General features: G+C 41.2%; 11 protein-coding genes. 10 read left to right on the forward strand and 1 reads right to left on the reverse strand.

Features of this window, described 5'->3' with window-relative positions; all coding sequences use genetic code 11:
• Positions 1-142: 142 nt before the first annotated feature.
• Positions 143-1,342, reverse strand: coding sequence for an MFS transporter (locus EO113_RS06230; protein ID WP_009353873.1), 1,200 nt, complete (start codon positions 1,340-1,342; stop codon positions 143-145).
• 594 nt (positions 1,343-1,936) lie between these two features.
• Here EO113_RS06230 and ileS point away from each other — a divergent pair.
• The 10 genes from ileS to EO113_RS06280 all read left to right on the forward strand — a co-directional run.
• Entirely contained in the window at positions 1,937-4,771 is a 2,835-nt protein-coding gene (gene ileS, locus EO113_RS06235) for an isoleucine--tRNA ligase (RefSeq protein WP_127135830.1), read from the forward strand.
• A gap of 100 nt (positions 4,772-4,871) precedes the next feature.
• Complete coding sequence (locus EO113_RS06240; protein WP_127011180.1) at positions 4,872-5,405, forward strand: cysteine hydrolase family protein; 534 nt, start codon at positions 4,872-4,874, stop codon at positions 5,403-5,405.
• 44 nt (positions 5,406-5,449) lie between these two features.
• Positions 5,450-5,647: a DUF362 domain-containing protein gene (locus tag EO113_RS06245; RefSeq protein ID WP_009353935.1), complete on the forward strand. Its 198-nt coding sequence runs from the start codon at positions 5,450-5,452 to the stop codon at positions 5,645-5,647.
• Between the two features lie 328 nt (positions 5,648-5,975).
• The gene (gene rpoB, locus EO113_RS06250) at positions 5,976-10,142 is read left to right on the forward strand and encodes a DNA-directed RNA polymerase subunit beta (RefSeq protein WP_127135825.1); all 4,167 of its coding nucleotides are present in this window, start codon (positions 5,976-5,978) and stop codon (positions 10,140-10,142) included.
• Positions 10,143-10,174: 32 nt separating this feature from the next.
• The gene (rpoC, locus tag EO113_RS06255; protein WP_126941079.1) at positions 10,175-14,419 is read left to right on the forward strand and encodes a DNA-directed RNA polymerase subunit beta'; all 4,245 of its coding nucleotides are present in this window, start codon (positions 10,175-10,177) and stop codon (positions 14,417-14,419) included.
• Between the two features lie 386 nt (positions 14,420-14,805).
• Complete coding sequence (locus EO113_RS06260; RefSeq protein WP_009353939.1) at positions 14,806-15,051, forward strand: ribosomal L7Ae/L30e/S12e/Gadd45 family protein; 246 nt, start codon at positions 14,806-14,808, stop codon at positions 15,049-15,051.
• Between the two features lie 75 nt (positions 15,052-15,126).
• Positions 15,127-15,501 (forward strand): 30S ribosomal protein S12, encoded by a 375-nt coding sequence (gene rpsL, locus EO113_RS06265; protein ID WP_009353904.1) that lies wholly within the window; start codon positions 15,127-15,129, stop codon positions 15,499-15,501.
• Positions 15,502-15,547: 46 nt separating this feature from the next.
• The gene (rpsG, locus tag EO113_RS06270) at positions 15,548-16,018 is read left to right on the forward strand and encodes a 30S ribosomal protein S7 (RefSeq protein ID WP_009353884.1); all 471 of its coding nucleotides are present in this window, start codon (positions 15,548-15,550) and stop codon (positions 16,016-16,018) included.
• A 19-nt stretch (positions 16,019-16,037) separates the two neighbouring features.
• Positions 16,038-18,113 (forward strand): elongation factor G, encoded by a 2,076-nt coding sequence (fusA, locus tag EO113_RS06275; protein ID WP_127135826.1) that lies wholly within the window; start codon positions 16,038-16,040, stop codon positions 18,111-18,113.
• Positions 18,114-18,194: 81 nt separating this feature from the next.
• Positions 18,195-18,301 (forward strand): GTP-binding protein (locus EO113_RS06280; RefSeq protein WP_149306083.1); only part of this gene is annotated, 107 nt, incomplete at its 3' end.

Consider the following 18,301-nt stretch of genomic DNA (forward strand, 5'->3'; position numbering starts at 1 on the left):
AACACGATAAAAAACAGAGGCCTTGATGATAGGACCTCTGTTTTTATATTCTATGTATTTTGTCATATGTGCATCATCATAAAGCATATGTAATGCATAGTATATAGGATGGAAAATTATCTTGTAGTTTATAAGAATAATGCTAATGACTGGCTGTTGTAGTGCGCCCTAATGTTACTTTCAAGAAGACTCCTGTTAATGCAATAATCATACCTGTTACGATAAACATGGTACTAAAACCCCATTGCGATACGATGGCTGAACCACCTACAGCGCCCATAAAGTAGCCGAAGAATAGAGTGGACTGGTTGTAAGCAAAAATTTGTCCAGCTAAATGTTTTGGTGTAATACTCGCAATATAGGTGTTGATTCCTGGCAATAGTCCGCCTAATCCAAAGCCTAGTAAAAATCGAATGATACATAAGACGATAATAGAATCTGTAAAGGCTTGTGGAATTGTCAGGCATCCTACATAAATAAAACTTGTCCAAAGAATGAATTGAGGGCCTAATTTGTCGATGTAGCGACCGAGTACAGAGCTAGCTAACATTTGAGCAATCCCTGTAGATGTGAAAGCTAAACCAGCTAGTAATGCGATGTGTTCGTGGCCACGGCCTACAATATGTTGCACGAATACAGAAAGTATAGGAGCTGATGCCATGGTAGTGAAGGCAAAAATGAAAGAAGCGATAGATACGAAGATAAGACCTTTCCAATTGGAGATAGATTGTTGTAAGTCTTTGAAAGAAGGAGCTGGGCCCTTTACTTTAGGAGTAAAGTCTTCTTTTATGAATAATAAGGAAGATAAAAAAGCTATGCCTAGTAAAGCGGATACGACAAAAAAAGCATACCGAATACCAAAGGTACTTCCCATATAACCACCAATCATAGGTCCTAATAAGGAGCCTCCTAAGTTGGCAGCGGATAATAGACCTAAGGCCCAACCAGTTCTGGACTCTGGAGTTTGGGTGGCTACTAACGTAATGGATCCAGAAAAAAATCCAGATACCATACCATTTAGAATGCGGATCATCACAACATGTTCAGGGCTTTGTGCGAATCCAAGAAGTGCATTGGTGACCATCATTCCAAAACTAGCTCGTAGTAAAATTAATTTTCTTCCTTTTCTATCAGCTAGTTTTCCCCAAAAAGGTGAGACGAGGGCCACCATAAGATAGGTGACACCCATGGCGATACCAGACCAATTGGCAAGAGATCCTTGATCGTGGACTCCTAGGTCCTGTAAATATAAGGGAATGAGGGGAGCTGCTTGACTGAGCCCCACCGATGCCATGAAGGCCCCGAATAAACAAACGTATAAGGTGCGTTTCCAAAGTTCCATACTGACTCCTATGTACGTGTAGGTGACCCTACTATAAAATTCCAACTATGTATGTATCTATGGTAGCATATCGGTGAGATTTATTATACCCCTAATCTAGGTATACCTCTAATAGTTTCTTGTAGGATTCCGAGTAGATTTTTATACATATGGTTCTAGCATTTATGATGTATGAGGAAGTACGACCGTTTGACTATATAATAGTGTCACAGTCAGAGGATATACGTTTCTAACATGGATAGAATGTGATTGGGTCTATTGCAACTACTCTGCAGATAGTATATAATTGTATCTGTATTTGACAACGATATATGTTAATACGTTGATAAAGACGGTCATGCAAGGTAGCTCCGAGCGAGTGAGGGATGGTGAAAGCCTCATGGGTGAATGCATGGCGGATCACTTTTGAGTATATGTTGGGGAGCCCGTACTGGGGGTACTCACATCGGTGGACACCGTTATATGTTTGAGCGATGATTCGTTGGGGGTAACTTTCACAAGAATCATCAGTAGGGTGGTACCACGGATTTGCATTCGTCCCTTCGGGGAGCGGGTGCTTTTTTTATTGAGAGGAGAAATACAATGTCTAATGAAGTGGATTATGGTAAGACCTTGCACTTGCCTGAAACAGAATTTCCTATGCGCGGTAATTTGCCAAAGCGCGAACCAGAATTTATCAAGTTTTGGGAAGATAATAAAATTTATGAAAAACGCTTAGCGAAAAATAAAGGTAAAAAATCTTTTATTTTGCACGATGGCCCTCCCTATGCGAATGGTAAATTGCACATTGGTCATGCCTTGAACAAAACATTAAAAGACATTGTGATGAAATATAAAACGATGCAAGGCCATTACACACCATACATTCCTGGTTGGGATACACATGGCCTTCCTATCGAGCATGCAGTTATCAAAAACACTGGCTTGAATCGTCATGAAATGAGTCCATTGGATCTTCGCAATCAATGTCGTGAATACGCATTGAATTGTGTAGAAGAACAAAAGAAAGATTTCATCCGTTTCGGTGTGCTTGGTGAATGGGATCGTCCCTATTTAACATTGCGCCCTGAGTTCGAAGTGAAACAAATCGGCGTATTTGGTGAAATGGCGAAACGTGGCTACATCTACAAAGGTTTGAAAACTGTGTACTGGTGTACGCATTGTGAAACTGCTTTGGCGGAAGCGGAAATTGAATATGCTGAGAAAAAATCTTTTTCCATCTATGTTAAATTTGCTTACGTAAACGGTGCTGACAGCACATTGCCAGCAGGTTTTGACACTAGCAAATTGTTTTCCGTCATCTGGACAACAACTCCTTGGACAATGCCTGCCAACCAAGCGATTTCTGTGAATCCAGAATTAGATTACTCTTGGGTGAAAATCGGCGATGAGGCATGGTTATTAGCGAATGGTTTAATCGAAACAGCTACCAAAGAAATGGGCGTAGAATCCTATGAAGTGTTGAATACGTTCAAAGGTAGCGAATTAGAATTGGCGAACTTTAAACATCCATTTGCAGATCGTAATGCTCCTATCTTGTTGGGTTCTCACGTTACATTAGACGCTGGTACAGGTTGCGTACATACAGCTCCTGCTCATGGTGAAGATGACTTTAATGTAGTAAAAGCATACAAAGATGCAGGTAAAATCGATTTTGATATTTTATCCTTAGTCGATGCTACTGGTCGTTACATTGCGAAAGTAGATGAACCTCGCTATGGTGACACAGAACAACCACTAGCTGGTGTTGAAATCCATGATGCAGAAGTATCAGTGATCAAAATTTTAGCTCATAATGGTGCATTGGTGCAAAAAGGTAATATCCGTCACCAATATGCTCATTGCTGGCGTTGTAAAAACCCTGTTATCTATCGTGCTACAGAACAATGGTTCTCCTCTGTGGATGGCTACCGTCAAGAAGCTTTGAAAGCCATCGATGAACAAGTACAATGGATTCCTAAATGGGGCCATGACCGTATTTATAATATGATCGCAGACCGTGGGGACTGGGTTATCTCTCGTCAACGTGCGTGGGGTGTGCCAATTCCTATCTACTATTGTGACCATTGTGGAGAGCACATCATCAATGATGATACTATCTCTTCCTTACAAGAATGGTTTGCCAAAGAAGGCTCTAATGCTTGGTGGGCTCATGAAGCGAAAGAATTATTGCCAGCAGGATTCACATGTCCATCTTGTGGACATGATTCTTTCCACAAAGAAACAGATATCATGGACGTATGGTTCGACAGCGGTAGCTCTTGGTCTGGCGTATTGGAACAAAATGAAATGGATGTGCCTTGCGCTATGTACTTAGAAGGTTCTGACCAACATCGCGGTTGGTTTAACTCTTCTTTGTTAACAGGTATCGCTACACGTGGTCATGCACCATACAACGCCGTATTGACTCACGGTTTCGTAGTGGACGGGGAAGGCCGTAAAATGTCTAAATCTGTAGGCAATACAGTGGCTCCTTCCGATATCATCGATGTACACGGCGCTGACGTAATGCGTTTGTGGGTATCCTCTGCAGATTACCAAGCAGACGTGCGTTTGTCCAAAGATATCGTAAAACAATTGGCAGAAGTATATCGTAAAATCCGTAACACATTCCGTTTCTTGTTGGGTAACTTAGATAACTTTAACCCTAACACTGATAAAGTAGCTTATAAAGAGTTAACAGAATTGGATCGTTGGGCGTTGCATCGTTTAGAAGAAGTTCGTCAAAAAGTAACAAATGCTTACGAAAACTATGAATTCCACATCTTGTATCACACAATTCATAACTTCTGTACTGTAGATTTATCTTCCTTCTACTTAGACGTGTTGAAAGATACAATGTATGCAGAGAAAGAAAACAACGTAGCTCGTCGTAGTGCACAAACTGCCATCTACGAAATCTTGACAACATTAGTTAAAATGGTGTCCCCAGTTCTTTCTTTCACAGCTGAAGAAGTATGGCAATACATGCCAAAAGAAGATGGTATGGAAGAAAGCGTGATGCTAGCAGATTGGCCACAAGGTCATGCAGAGCATGTGGACGGGGAATTGTCTGCTCGTTGGGCAACGATGTTAGACCTTCGTAGTGAAATGACAAGAGCTTTAGAAGGCGCTCGCCGTGATAAAGCGATCGGTCACTCCTTGGATGCATCCATCACTATCTATGCAGATGGCGATGCGTACCAAGCATTGATTGGATTCGGTGCTTCCTTAGCTAGCTTGTTGATCGTGTCTGAAGCGCATGTAGTGGAAGGCCGTGACAAAGCACCAGACAACGCAGTAACAGTAGAAGACGGAGCATTATCCATCGTGGTAACTCCATCTGAGTTAGAAAAGTGCGAACGTTGCTGGATTCATCGCGACACAGTTGGTCAAGATGGGGATCATCCAACATTATGTGCTCGTTGCGCTGACGTAGTCAAAGGATAATGATAATAGCATAAGTAGTCAAAGGTTTAAGTACTATCAATTAGGTAAGGCAAGGGAATGTATCATTTCCTTGCCTACTTTCTAACAAAGGAGATGCCCTATGAACGTATTGATTGTGATAGATATGCAACATGATTTTATTGATGGAACATTAGGTTCGCCGCAGGCGCAGGCTATTGTACCGGCGGTACGTGAAAAAATCCGCAATTTTACTGGTCCTATGGTGTTCACTCGTGATACACACGATAGTAGTTACCTTGAAAGCCAAGAGGGTAAACATTTGCCAGTGGAACATTGTGCCCGTGGCACTAAAGGTTGGGAGATTGCTGATGATCTATTGGAAGTGGCTCGTGAACGAGGTCAACGGGTGGATGTACTAGATAAACCTAACTTTGGGTCCTTAGATTTGTTGGCTCATCTTAAAGGAATGCACGAAGAGGAACCTATCGAATCTTTAACCTTGATTGGTTTATGTACGGATATTTGCGTGGTTTCCAATGCTTTGATTCTAAAAGCAGGATTGCCAGAAATTCCACTTCATGTGGATCCGAAATGTTGTGCAGGGGTGACACAAGAATCCCATGAAGCGGCACTATTGACTATGAAGATGTGTCAGTGTATTGTGGAAGAGTGACATGTGGGGAGCCTCGTAGTATACTAAGGCTAGGAGGCTTGCTTATGTATTTTTATATTAATGATACCTGTGTTTGTTGTGCAGGGTGTGCTATGGATTGCCCTGCAGAGGCTATTACACGCAAAGGTGATCGCTATGTCATCCATCAGGATATGTGCATTCACTGTGGTGACTGTTATGCCATATGCCCAGTAGGGGCCGTGCAGATGGTAAAGAAAAAGGACTTGGATACGAACGAATAAAATGTTTGTGTATCAAGTCTTTTTTTGTCGTTAATGATATGGAGTATTACATGGTATTCGTACTATGGAGAACTTTCAGTATAATAGCTATTGACAAATAGATATAAGAAGATTATAATATTTAATTGCAAAAAAGTAACTATAACATTGAATTGATGAAGGAATATATCCAAGGTTGTGCTGAAATGAGGAAAGCAAGGTTCACAAGAAAAAATTACGAGCCTTGCTTATTTTGTCATTGGTCAGCAGGAAAACTGAGACCTGGAATCGTCTGCAGTCATACCGTTATAGAATATGTAAGCCAATTTTTATGAGGGGTGAAAAGAACATGTTCAAACCTGAGCAAGTGGGTAAGCGTACTCGATATACCTACGCTAAGATCAACGAAGTTCTCGAAATGCCACATTTGTTAGACGTGCAACGCAAGTCCTATGAGTGGTTTTTAGAGAGCGGTTTACAAGATATTTTTAACGATATTTCTCCGATTAAAGACAATTCAGGAAAGTTAGCTCTTTCCTTTGAAGGTTTCAGCCTTGGAGAACCAAAATATGACATTAACGAATGTAAAAATCGTGATGCTACGTATGCAGCACCATTGCGCGTCAATGTTCGTCTCGTTAACAATGATCCAGAAAATCCAGATATTAAAGAACAAGAAGTATTCATGGGCGACTTCCCATTGATGACAGATACAGGAACTTTCATCATCAATGGTGCGGAACGTGTTATCGTATCCCAATTAGTTCGTTCCCCAGGTGTGTACTACGGTGGCAGTATCGATACCATGGGTAACCGTTTGTATGATTCCACAGTGATTCCGAACCGTGGTGCTTGGATCGAGTTAGAAAAAGATGCGAACGACATTGTGTCCGTACGTATCGACCGTAACCGTAAATTACCAGCTACAGTATTAGTACGTGCATTAGGTTGGGAAACTAACGAATCCATCTTGGAATTATTCTGGAATGGACAAGTGGACGAAAATGGTCATCCTGAATACGATGAACGTTTACTTCGTACATTAGAAAAAGACAGCACACAATCCTCTGATGAAGCATTAGTAGAAATCTACAAAAAACTTCGTCCAGGCGAACCACCAACTGTGGAAAGTGCTCGTAACTTATTCGATAACTTATTCTTTGACCCTCGTCGCTATGATTTAGCTCGTGTAGGTCGTTATAAATTAAATAAAAAATTAGGCTGGCGTCAACGCATGTTCGGTCAAACTTTGGCAGAACCAATCGTAGATGAAAATGGCGAAATCATCGTAGAAGCGAATACTTATGTGAACGAAGAAGTTCTTGATGTAGTGGCTAATAGCGGTGTGTACAGTGGCGATGTAGTACCTGAGTTCTTCGTAGTAAATACAGAAGGTACTGTGGTAAAAGTCATCTGTAACAACAGCAATTTGCCATTCAGCCATCGTACAGTAACTCGTGAAGACATGATTGCTAACGTAAGTTACATGATGAACTTGATCGAAAACATTGGTCAAACTGATGATATCGACCATTTGGGTAACCGTCGTCTTCGTTGCGTAGGCGAATTGTTACAAAACCAATTCCGTATCGGTTTAACTCGTATGGAACGTGTGGTAAAAGAACGTATGACAATCCAAGACGTATCTGTTATTACACCACAAGCATTATTGAATATCCGTCCAGTTGTGGCAGCGATCAAAGAATTCTTTGGTTCTTCCCAGTTGTCTCAGTTCATGGACCAAACTAACCCATTGGGTGAATTGACACATAAACGCCGTCTGTCCGCGTTAGGACCTGGTGGTTTATCTCGTGAGCGCGCAGGCTTCGAAGTTCGTGACGTGCATCATTCCCATTATGGTCGTATGTGTCCAATCGAAACTCCAGAGGGTCCAAACATCGGTTTGATTAACTCCTTGTCTAACTATGCGAAAGTGAATGAATTTGGTTTCATTGAAGCACCATACCGTAAAATTGAAAAAGTATATGGTACAGGCGAAGATGCTAACAAAGTATTGAAAGTTCGTGTTACAGACCAAGTTGTATATATGACAGCAGATGAAGAAGAAGGCATGACAATTGCCCAAGCGAATTCTCGTATTGATGAAGAAGGTTACTTCGTATCTGAGAACATTGCATGTCGTCGTGGTCATGATGTATTAGAAGTATCTCCAGATAAAGTAGACTACATGGACGTAAGCCCAAAAGAAGTAGTATCTATCGGTACTGCTATGATTCCATTCTTAGAAAATGACGATGCGAACCGTGCCTTGATGGGTGCGAACATGCAGCGTCAAGCGGTGCCTCTACTTCGTGCACAAGCACCTTTAGTAGGTACAGGTATGGAATACAAAGCGGCAACAGACTCCGGCGTTTGCGTATTAGCAAAAGAAGCTGGTATTGTTACACGTTGTTGGGGTAATGAAGTCCATGTACAACGTGATAATGGTCGTGTAGACGTATATAAAATGAACAAATTCATGCGTTCTAACCAATCTACGTGCTTTAACCAAAAACCAATCGTATACCGTGGTCAATCCGTGGTGAAAGGTCAAGTATTGGCAGATGGTCCAGCTACAGATGGGGGCGAATTAGCATTAGGTTTCAACGTATTGGTAGCGTTCATGCCTTGGGAAGGTTATAACTACGAGGATGCGATTTTATTAAGTGAAGAACTTTGTAAAGAAGATATCTACACATCCATCCATATCGAAGAGTACGAATGTGATGCTCGTGATACGAAATTAGGTGCCGAAGAAATCACTCGTGAATTGCCAAATACTGGTGATGATAACCTTAAAAACTTGGATGAAAATGGTATTATCTGCATCGGTGCAGAAGTTAAACCTGGTGACATCTTAGTTGGTAAAGTAACTCCTAAAGGGGAAACTGAATTAACTCCAGAAGAACGCTTATTACGCGCTATTTTTGGCGACAAAGAACGTGAAGTTCGCGATACTTCCTTGCGTGTACCACATGGTGAAGCAGGTAAAATCGTGGACGTTAAAATCTTCACGCGTGAAAACGGTGATGAATTACAACCAGGTGTTAATAAAGTAGTTCGTGTATATATTGCGCAAAAACGTAAAATCCACGAAGGCGATAAAATGGCGGGTCGTCATGGTAACAAAGGTGTCGTTTCTCGCGTTATGCGTCAAGAAGATATGCCATTCTTACCAGATGGTACACCAGTACAAATCGTATTGAACCCATTAGGCGTACCGTCTCGTATGAACATCGGACAGGTATTGGAAACGCATTTAGGTTGGGCAGTACAAGGATTAGGTATGCAAATTAAGGCAACTGATCTAAAAATCAAAGAAGTACTGAAAGAAGCTAAATTAAACGGTACATATTGGGATGAAATTGATGGCATCAAAGATATCTATGCAGAAATTGAAAGTTTAGAACAAGCCATTGCAGATCCTATGATTGCTAACTACCTTGAAACAGATAAACAAATTGATAGTCAAAAAGTAGTAGCCTTAGATAAAATTTTACATCGAGCTCAAGAAAAATTTGAAGATCTTGGTGGAGAAAAACGCTATAACTTCTTATTGGCTGAAGAAAAACGTATCTATGAATTAGGCATTGAAACATTTGATGATGTAGAAGCCGAACGTCCAGAAATGGAGCCAGCCTTAGAAGAGGAATTGCGTGCAATTCGTCGTGTAGTATATGTGATTGAAACGATTCAGCAAGTTCGTGAAAAACGTAGTCATTTACGTACTGAATTGGAAAAATTTGGTTATGACTATGATATGTATGGTATGCCAAAACCTGACGTGGCTGGTATTCATATTGCGACACCAGTATTTGATGGTGCTCATGAAAGTGATGTGTTCGATACACTTAGCATAGCTGGTCGTGATGATGATGGTAAAACTGTATTATACGATGGCCGTACAGGCGAGAAAATGGATAACAAAGTTACCGTTGGTTACGTATACATGTTAAAACTTCACCATCTAGTAGATGATAAAATCCATGCTCGTTCTACTGGTCCGTACTCTCTTGTTACACAACAACCATTGGGTGGTAAAGCTCAATTCGGTGGACAACGTTTCGGTGAGATGGAAGTGTGGGCTCTTGAAGCGTATGGCGCAGCGTATACACTACAAGAGTTGTTAACTGTGAAATCTGACGATGTTGTGGGCCGTGTAAAAGCTTACGAAAAAATCGTAAAAGGTGAAAATATTCCTGAACCTGGTGTACCTGAATCTTTCAAAGTATTGTTGAAAGAATTGCAAAGTATTGGCCTTGACGTAAAAATCTTGAATGAAGATCAAGAAGAAGTTCTTATCAAAGAATTAGATGATGAGGATGTACCGCGTCATGATGATATTCGTGAAGTGATGGAAGAAGGTACAACTGAAGCTACAGCAGAAGGAGAAGCTTCCACAGTAGAAGGAACACCTGACGGATACATTGTAGAAGAAGAGCCTGTAACAGCAGGTGAAGAAGATGATATTATCAGCCAAATCAGTGGCTATGTAGAATCTTCTGATAATGAGTAAGTACCACTATCTCGTAAAGGAGGGAGCATACAGTGCTAGACGTAAATGAATTTGATTCCATGCGAATCGGTTTAGCTTCACCACAACAAATTTTGGAGTGGTCTCATGGAGAAGTTAAAAAACCTGAAACAATTAACTACCGCACCTTAAAACCAGAGCGAGATGGTTTATTCTGTGAGCGCATTTTCGGACCAACAAAGGACTGGGAATGTCATTGTGGAAAATATAAACGCATCCGTTATAAAGGTGTTGTCTGTGATAAATGTGGTGTAGAAGTTACTCGTGCTAAAGTGCGTCGTGAACGTATGGGCCATATTGAATTGGCTACACCAGTGTCTCATATTTGGTATTTCAAGGGTATCCCATCTCGCATGGGATTGATCCTTGACATATCCCCTCGTTCCTTGGAACGTGTATTATACTTTGCTGCGTATATCGTGGTGGATCCAGGTCAATCTCCATTGTCTAAACAACAATTGTTATTTGAAACTGAATTCCGTGAATACGAAGCCATGTTCAATGATGCTGACTATAAAATCGGTGGTAAAAGTGTCATCATTGAAACCATTGCACAACGTCGTGAACGTTTGCAATTAATCAACTCTGCAAAACACAAAGAAGAAGTGAATGCAGAGCTTGCGGCGAATACAGAAATTCCAGAAGAAGAAAAAGAATACGAAGTATTAACTCGTGAAGAAAAATTAGAGCTTGGTGCCTTAGAAGAGAATACATTCGTGTGTATCGATATGGGTGCAGAAGCGATTAAAGAATTACTTTGCGAATTAGACTTAGAAGCATTGAATGATGAGTTGCGCAGTGAATTAGAAACTGCTACAGGTCAACGTAAAGTTCGTGCCGTTCGCCGTTTAGAAGTAGTAGAAGCATTCCGTCAATCTGGTAATCGCCCAGAATGGATGATTATGGATGTAGTGCCAGTTATCCCACCTGAATTGCGCCCAATGGTGCAATTAGATGGTGGTCGTTTCGCTACCTCTGACTTGAATGATTTGTATCGTCGTGTTATCAATCGTAATAACCGTTTAAAACGTTTACTGGATTTAGGCGCTCCTGATATTATCGTGCGCAACGAAAAACGTATGCTACAAGAAGCTGTGGATGCGTTGATTGACAATGGTCGTCGTGGCCGTCCTGTGACAGGTCCTGGCAACCGTCCATTGAAATCCTTATCCGATATGTTAAAAGGTAAGCAAGGTCGTTTCCGTCAAAACTTGTTGGGTAAACGTGTTGACTATTCCGGCCGTTCCGTTATCGTAGTTGGTCCAGAATTGAAAATGCATCAATGTGGTCTTCCAAAAGAGATGGCATTGGAATTATTCAAGCCATTCGTTATGAAACGTTTGGTAGAACGTGGACAAGCTAGCAATATTAAAGCCGCAAAACGTCAAGTAGAGCGTATCGGTGCTGGTGTTTGGGAAGCTTTAGAAGAAGTTATTAAAGAACATCCAGTATTACTAAACCGTGCCCCTACATTGCATAGATTAGGTATCCAAGCCTTCGAACCAATCCTTTGGGAAGGCCGTGCTATCAAATTGCATCCATTAGTATGTACAGCCTTCAACGCCGACTTTGACGGTGACCAAATGGCGTGTCACTTACCATTGTCCGTAGAAGCACAATCAGAAGCACGTACCTTGATGCTTTCATCCCATAACATCTTATCTACTAAAGATGGTAAACCAGTAGCAGTTCCATCTCAGGATATGATCTTGGGTACTTACTACCTAACAGTAGTTCGTAAAGGTACAGAAGATAAGGCAAAACGTTTTGCAAATTACGATGAAGTGATGTTGGCATATGACTCTGGTGCCATCGGCTTACAAGACGTTATCTACATTCGTATCGAAGGATATGGTCTAGTTAAAACAACAGCAGGTCGTTTGATATTCAACGAAGCTTTATATCCAGAAATCCGTCAATTTGTGAAAGAAGAAGACGGCACATGGTCCTTGGGTAAAGTCATGGATAAGAAAATGGTTGGTAAATTAGTCGACCAATGTTTCCAAGCGTTCGGCAACGAAAAAACTGCAGAACTATTGGACCGTATTAAATCCTTGGGCTACTCCTTCGCTCGCCGTGCTGGTATGACAATTGCTATTGCGGATATCAAAGTACCAGAAGTAAAAGCTGGTATCGTAGAAGAAGCAGATACAGAAGTTAATAAAGTATCCCGTCTATATCGTCGTGGTTTAATTACAGAAGAAGAACGTTACCGTAAAACGATTGAACTTTGGAATGAAGCTATCGACAATGTAACAGAAGCCATGATGGATAATATGGCGGCTGACCAAGATGGGTTCAATCCAGTATATATGATGGCGATTTCCGGAGCCCGTGGTAACAAACAACAGATCCGTCAGTTGGCGGGTATGCGTGGTTTGATGGCGGACCCATCTGGTCGTATCATCGACTTGCCTATTAAAGCAAACTTTAAAGAAGGTTTGACTGTATTGGATTACTTTACGTCCTCTCACGGTGCTCGTAAAGGTTTGGCCGATACAGCCCTTCGTACAGCTGACTCCGGTTACTTAACGCGTCGTCTTGTTGACGTATCTCAAGACGTAATCGTTCGTGAGGAAGATTGCGATGTGGTAGGTATCGACTTAGCTCGTGAAAGAGCTCGTTTAGCGCGTAATACAAAAGATGCGTTAACATACTTAAAAGATGATTTAATCGGTCGTGTGTTAGATCGCGATGTAGTAGATCCTATGACTGGGGAAGTGATTGCTGATGCTGAAAGCATCGTAACAGAAGCAACTATTGAAGCATTAGCAGAATCTCAAGTGAAATCTATCGCATTACGTGGCGCACAATTGGGTAGCGATAGCGACATAAACCATACTAACATTGTTCAAACCATTGCGTTAGGTGAAGTGGACGATACCATTCGTACGACATTACGCAATACAATGATTGAAAATATGTTGGGTAAAGATACTGTGTATCCTGTTATTGATAGTGAAGGTGTAGAAATCTTCCCTGCCCATACAGCATTAACAGAAGAAGCTATCGAAGCTATCTTGAACTCTGATGTAAAAGAAGTTCAAGTACGCAACAATGAAATTCATGGCATTGAAGTAGAAGCTATCGTGGAAGGTACTGGCGTTATCGAACCATTGAAAGATCGTATCGTGGGCCGTACAGCGGCAGAAGAATTAATCAATAAAGAAACTGGTGAAGTCATCGTTCCATTGAATGGTGAAATTACTGATGAATTAGCTGATGAAGTAGTAAAACATTACGACACAGTGAAAATCCGTTCTGTATTGACTTGTCGTTCTCCATATGGCGTATGTATGAAATGTTATGGCCGTGACTTAGGTACTGGTGGACAAGTACAAGTTGGTGAAGCAGTAGGTATTATTGCGGCACAATCCATCGGTGAACCAGGTACACAGTTAACAATGCGTACATTCCATACAGGCGGTGTTGCCGGTGATGATATCACACAAGGTTTGCCTCGTGTCGAAGAATTGTTTGAAGCACGTCGTCCAAAACGTAATGCTATCATTGCAGAAGTAGAAGGTACTGTACGTGTCGTTCCTAACGATAATAAAAAAGGTACCAATACGATCTTCATTACTACAGCTGAGGGTGAAGAGTTTGATTACTTAATCCCTTATGGATCTCGCATCATTGTGAAAGATGGTGACGTAGTATCTTTAGGCGCACGTTTAACAGAAGGTTCCATTAACCCTCATGATATTATGCGTGTAATGGGTACAGAAGCAACGCAACGTTACCTAGTATATGAAGTACAAAAAGTATACAAATCTCAAGGTGTAGAAATTAACGATAAACACATCGAGGTTATCGTTCGTCAAATGTTACATAAAGTGAAAATTGAAGATGCTGGCGATGCAGATGTATTACCAGGAGATTCCATCGATGTAAATACATTTGAAGATGAAAACCGTCGTTTACGCTTAAATGGTAAAAAAGAAGCTACTGGTGTTCGTACACTATTGGGTATTACCAAAGCAGCCTTGGCAACCGACAGCTTCTTGTCAGCAGCTTCCTTCCAAGAAACAACACGTGTTCTTACAGAAGCAGCGATAAAAGGTAAAATTGATCCATTACTTGGCTTAAAAGAAAATGTTATCATTGGTAAATTAATACCAGCTGGTACAGGCATGAGCCGCTATCGTAAAATTAAGGTAGTAAAACATACGCCTGAATTAGAAGATCTAGTAGTGGATACAGAAGTAGTCAGTGCAGATGTAGCAAGTGAAACTACAGATGTAGAGACAGCAGAATAATATAAGACAATCAGACGAGCATAGATAGCTAGTTAACATTGTTGGAAGGTATAGCGGATAACAACCTGCAGGAAGTTATCCGCTTATTTCTTTATGTCATATAAAAAAATAATTTTATTATATCAATTTTGCATAGATAAAATACAAAAAAGAAAATGCAATGCATATACATACAAATAAAGCGCGATAACTGTATAAAACCAACTCAAAATATACAGAAAAACATATTTTTGAACCGCACGGAAGCATGTACATATAAAATGCTTTATTCTAGCGATTTGTAAGGGATAAAATCGTTTGACAGGGCATATAAACAATGGTAAACTAGTAAAGTGCTTAAGGAGCAGTGCGCCCTAAAGCAAGTAACGAATAAGAAGGAGACGCATATGACAATCGATATGCTTTCAAATGCAAATCTCATAATAGGAGCGAAACAAACCCGCAAAGCCGTGGGACGCGATGAAGTAGAGTGTGTATTTGTAGGTCTTGATAGCGATGACCGAATTATCTTGCCGATTCTGGAAATTTGTTTAGAGCACAATGTGCCTGTAGATCGAAATCATACGATGGAAGAACTTGGGCAAGCTGCTCATATTAAAGTAGGAGCTGCCGCAATCGGCGTGCTTCGCTAGTTTTGGTAATATCCGAACGATATATTATCGAGCGGATCAATTATAAATCTAATTGTTTGGAAAGGAGGTGCCCACATGCCAACTATTAACCAGTTAGTACGTAAAGGCCGTAAAACTTTAGTGCGTAAATCTGACTCTCCAGCTTTGAAAGAGTGTCCACAAAAACGTGGTGTTTGTACTCGTGTATACACAGCTACGCCTAAAAAACCGAACTCCGCGCTTCGTAAAGTTGCCCGTGTTCGTTTGACAAACGGTATTGAAGTAACTGCATACATCCCAGGCATTGGTCACAATTTACAAGAACACAGCGTTGTACTTATCAGAGGCGGTCGTGTTAAGGACCTTCCTGGTGTGCGTTATCACATCGTTCGTGGTGCATTGGATACAGCTGGCGTACAAAATCGTATGCAAAGCCGCTCCAAATATGGCGCGAAACGTGCTAAAAAATAATTTAGCATAAGATTAGAGAACACACATCGTTAAAGGAGGAATTGACATGCCAAGAAAAGGCCCTGTTGTGAAACGCGATGTACTACCAGATCCGGTGTACAATAGCAAATTAGTAACACGTTTCATTAACAAAGTAATGTACGATGGCAAAAAAGGCATTGCTGAATCCATCGTATATGATGCATTTGAAATTATTCGTTCCAAAATGGGTCAAGACCCTATGGAAGTTTTTGATCAGGCTTTAAAAAATGTAATGCCTGTGTTAGAAGTACGTGCTCGCCGTATCGGTGGTGCTAACTACCAAGTGCCGGTTGAAGTTCGTGCTGATCGCCGTTTATCTCTAGGTATTCGCTGGATGGTAAACTATGCTCGTCTTCGTGGTGAACGCACTATGAAAGAACGTTTAGCAGGCGAATTAATGGACGCGTTCAATAATACTGGCGCAGCTATTAAGAAAAAAGAAGATACTCATAAAATGGCAGAGGCTAACAAAGCATTTGCTCATTACAAATGGTAATTAGTTAAGGAGAAATATAGTGGCAAGAGAAGTTTCTTTAGAGAAAACTCGTAATATCGGTATCATGGCTCACATCGATGCTGGTAAAACAACCACAACGGAACGTATCCTTTACTATACTGGTCGAGTTCACAAAATCGGTGAAGTACATGAAGGTGCTGCTACGATGGACTGGATGGAGCAGGAGCAAGAACGTGGTATCACTATCACGTCCGCTGCGACTACTACTCAATGGAAAGGTCATCGCATCAACATTATCGATACTCCTGGTCACGTAGACTTTACAGTAGAAGTAGAACGTTCCCTTCGTGTATTAGACGGTTCCGTAGCTGTATTCAGTGCGAAAGGTGGCGTAGAGCCTCAATCTGAAACAGTATGGCGTCAAGCGGATAAATACGGCGTACCTCGTATCGCTTATGTAAATAAAATGGATACAGTAGGTGCTGACTTCTTCCGCGTAGTTGATATGATGAAAGCTCGTTTAGGTGCTAATAGCGTAGCTATCCAAGTGCCTATCGGTGCAGAAGACACTTTCAAAGGTATCATTGACTTGGTAACTATGAAAGCTGAAATCTACATCAGTGATGACGGAAAAGAATACGAAATCACTGAAATTCCAGAAGAATATGCTGATGTTGCAGCAGAGCGTCGTGAAATGTTAGTGGATGCAGTTGCTGAAACTGATGACGAATTGATGGAAAAATATTTGGAAGGTGAAGAAATTTCTGAAGAACAAATTAAAGCAGCTCTTCGTAAAGCTGTGTGTGAAAACACATTGTTCCCAGTTCTTTGCGGTTCTTCCTACAAAAACAAAGGTGTACAAATGTTGTTAGATGCTGTAGTTGACTACATGCCAGCTCCAACAGATGTACCAGCGATTAAAGGTATCGACCCTAACACTGGTGAAGAGACAACTCGTCCTTCCACTGATGACGGTCCTTTCGCTGCGTTAGCTTTCAAAATTATGGCTGACCCTTATGTTGGTAAATTAGCGTTCTTCCGTGTGTACTCCGGTACATTAGAGTCTGGTTCTTATGTATTCAACTCTACAAAAGGTAAAAAAGAACGTATCGGCCGTATCTTGCAAATGCATGCTAACAGCCGTCAAGAAATCGACCGCGTGTACGCTGGTGACATCGCTGCAGCAGTAGGTCTTAAAGATACTACTACTGGCGATACAATTTGCGATGACAAAGCGCAAGTTATTCTTGAATCCATGGAATTCCCAGAACCAGTTATCTCTGTTGCTGTGGAACCAAAAACTAAAGCGGACCAAGAAAAAATGGGTATGGCGTTAGCTCGTTTGGCTGAAGAAGATCCAACTTTCAAAGTTCGTACTGATGAAGAAACTGGTCAAACAATCATTTCCGGTATGGGTGAGCTTCACCTTGACATCATCGTTGACCGTATGAACCGTGAGTTCAAAGTTGACTGTAATGTAGGTAAACCTCAAGTAGCATACCGCGAAACAATTCGTAAAGCAGTTAAATCTGAAGGTAAATTCGTTCGCCAATCTGGTGGTAAAGGTCAATACGGCCATTGCTGGTTGGAAATCATTCCTCAAGAGCCAGGTGCTGGTTTCGAATTTGAAAATAAAGTTGTTGGTGGTTCTATTCCTCGTGAATACATTGGGCCAGTTGAGAACGGTGTTAAAGAGGCTATGGAATCCGGTGTTATCGCTGGTTATCCAATGGTTGACATCAAAGTTATCGTATTTGACGGTTCTTACCATGATGTTGACTCCTCTGAAATGGCCTTCAAAATTGCAGGTTCCATGGGCTTCAAAGAGGGTGCTCGTAAAGCTGACCCAGCATTACTTGAACCATACATGGCTGTTGAAGTAGAAGTTCCTGAAGAATACATGGGCGACGTAATCGGTGATTTGAACTCCCGTCGTGGCCGTATGGATGGAATGGAAGCTCGCAACGGCTCCCAACATATCAAAGCATATGTTCCATTGAGCGAAATGTTCGGATATGCTACTGACCTTCGTTCCAAAACACAAGGTCGCGGTAACTACTCCATGACATTCGATCATTATGAAGAAGTGCCTAAGAAAATTGCTGAAGAAATTCAAGCTAAGAAAAATGGCTAATCAAAAGTGTATCTAGTGGGGCCTATAGCCCCACAGGATTACTATATATAAAGTTTTAATTATCCGGGAGGACAATTCAAAATGGCAAAAGCAAAATTTGAACGTAATAAGCCACACGTTAACATTGGTACTATCGGTCACGTTGACCATGGTAAAACTACTTTAACAGCAGCAATCACTAAAGTTCT

This window comes from Veillonella sp. 3913, from assembly GCF_003992235.1.
In the GTDB taxonomy this organism is placed as follows: domain Bacteria; phylum Bacillota; class Negativicutes; order Veillonellales; family Veillonellaceae; genus F0422.

Coding starts and splice junctions, on each gene's coding strand:
- EO113_RS06240 (WP_127011180.1), top strand. CDS start 4,872: ATGAACGTATTGATTGTGATAGATATGCAACATGATTTTATTGATGGA.
- EO113_RS06230 (WP_009353873.1), bottom strand. CDS start 1,342: ATGGAACTTTGGAAACGCACCTTATACGTTTGTTTATTCGGGGCCTTC.
- EO113_RS06260 (WP_009353939.1), top strand. CDS start 14,806: ATGACAATCGATATGCTTTCAAATGCAAATCTCATAATAGGAGCGAAA.
- EO113_RS06245 (WP_009353935.1), top strand. CDS start 5,450: ATGTATTTTTATATTAATGATACCTGTGTTTGTTGTGCAGGGTGTGCT.
- rpoB (WP_127135825.1), top strand. CDS start 5,976: ATGTTCAAACCTGAGCAAGTGGGTAAGCGTACTCGATATACCTACGCT.
- rpsG (WP_009353884.1), top strand. CDS start 15,548: ATGCCAAGAAAAGGCCCTGTTGTGAAACGCGATGTACTACCAGATCCG.
- rpsL (WP_009353904.1), top strand. CDS start 15,127: ATGCCAACTATTAACCAGTTAGTACGTAAAGGCCGTAAAACTTTAGTG.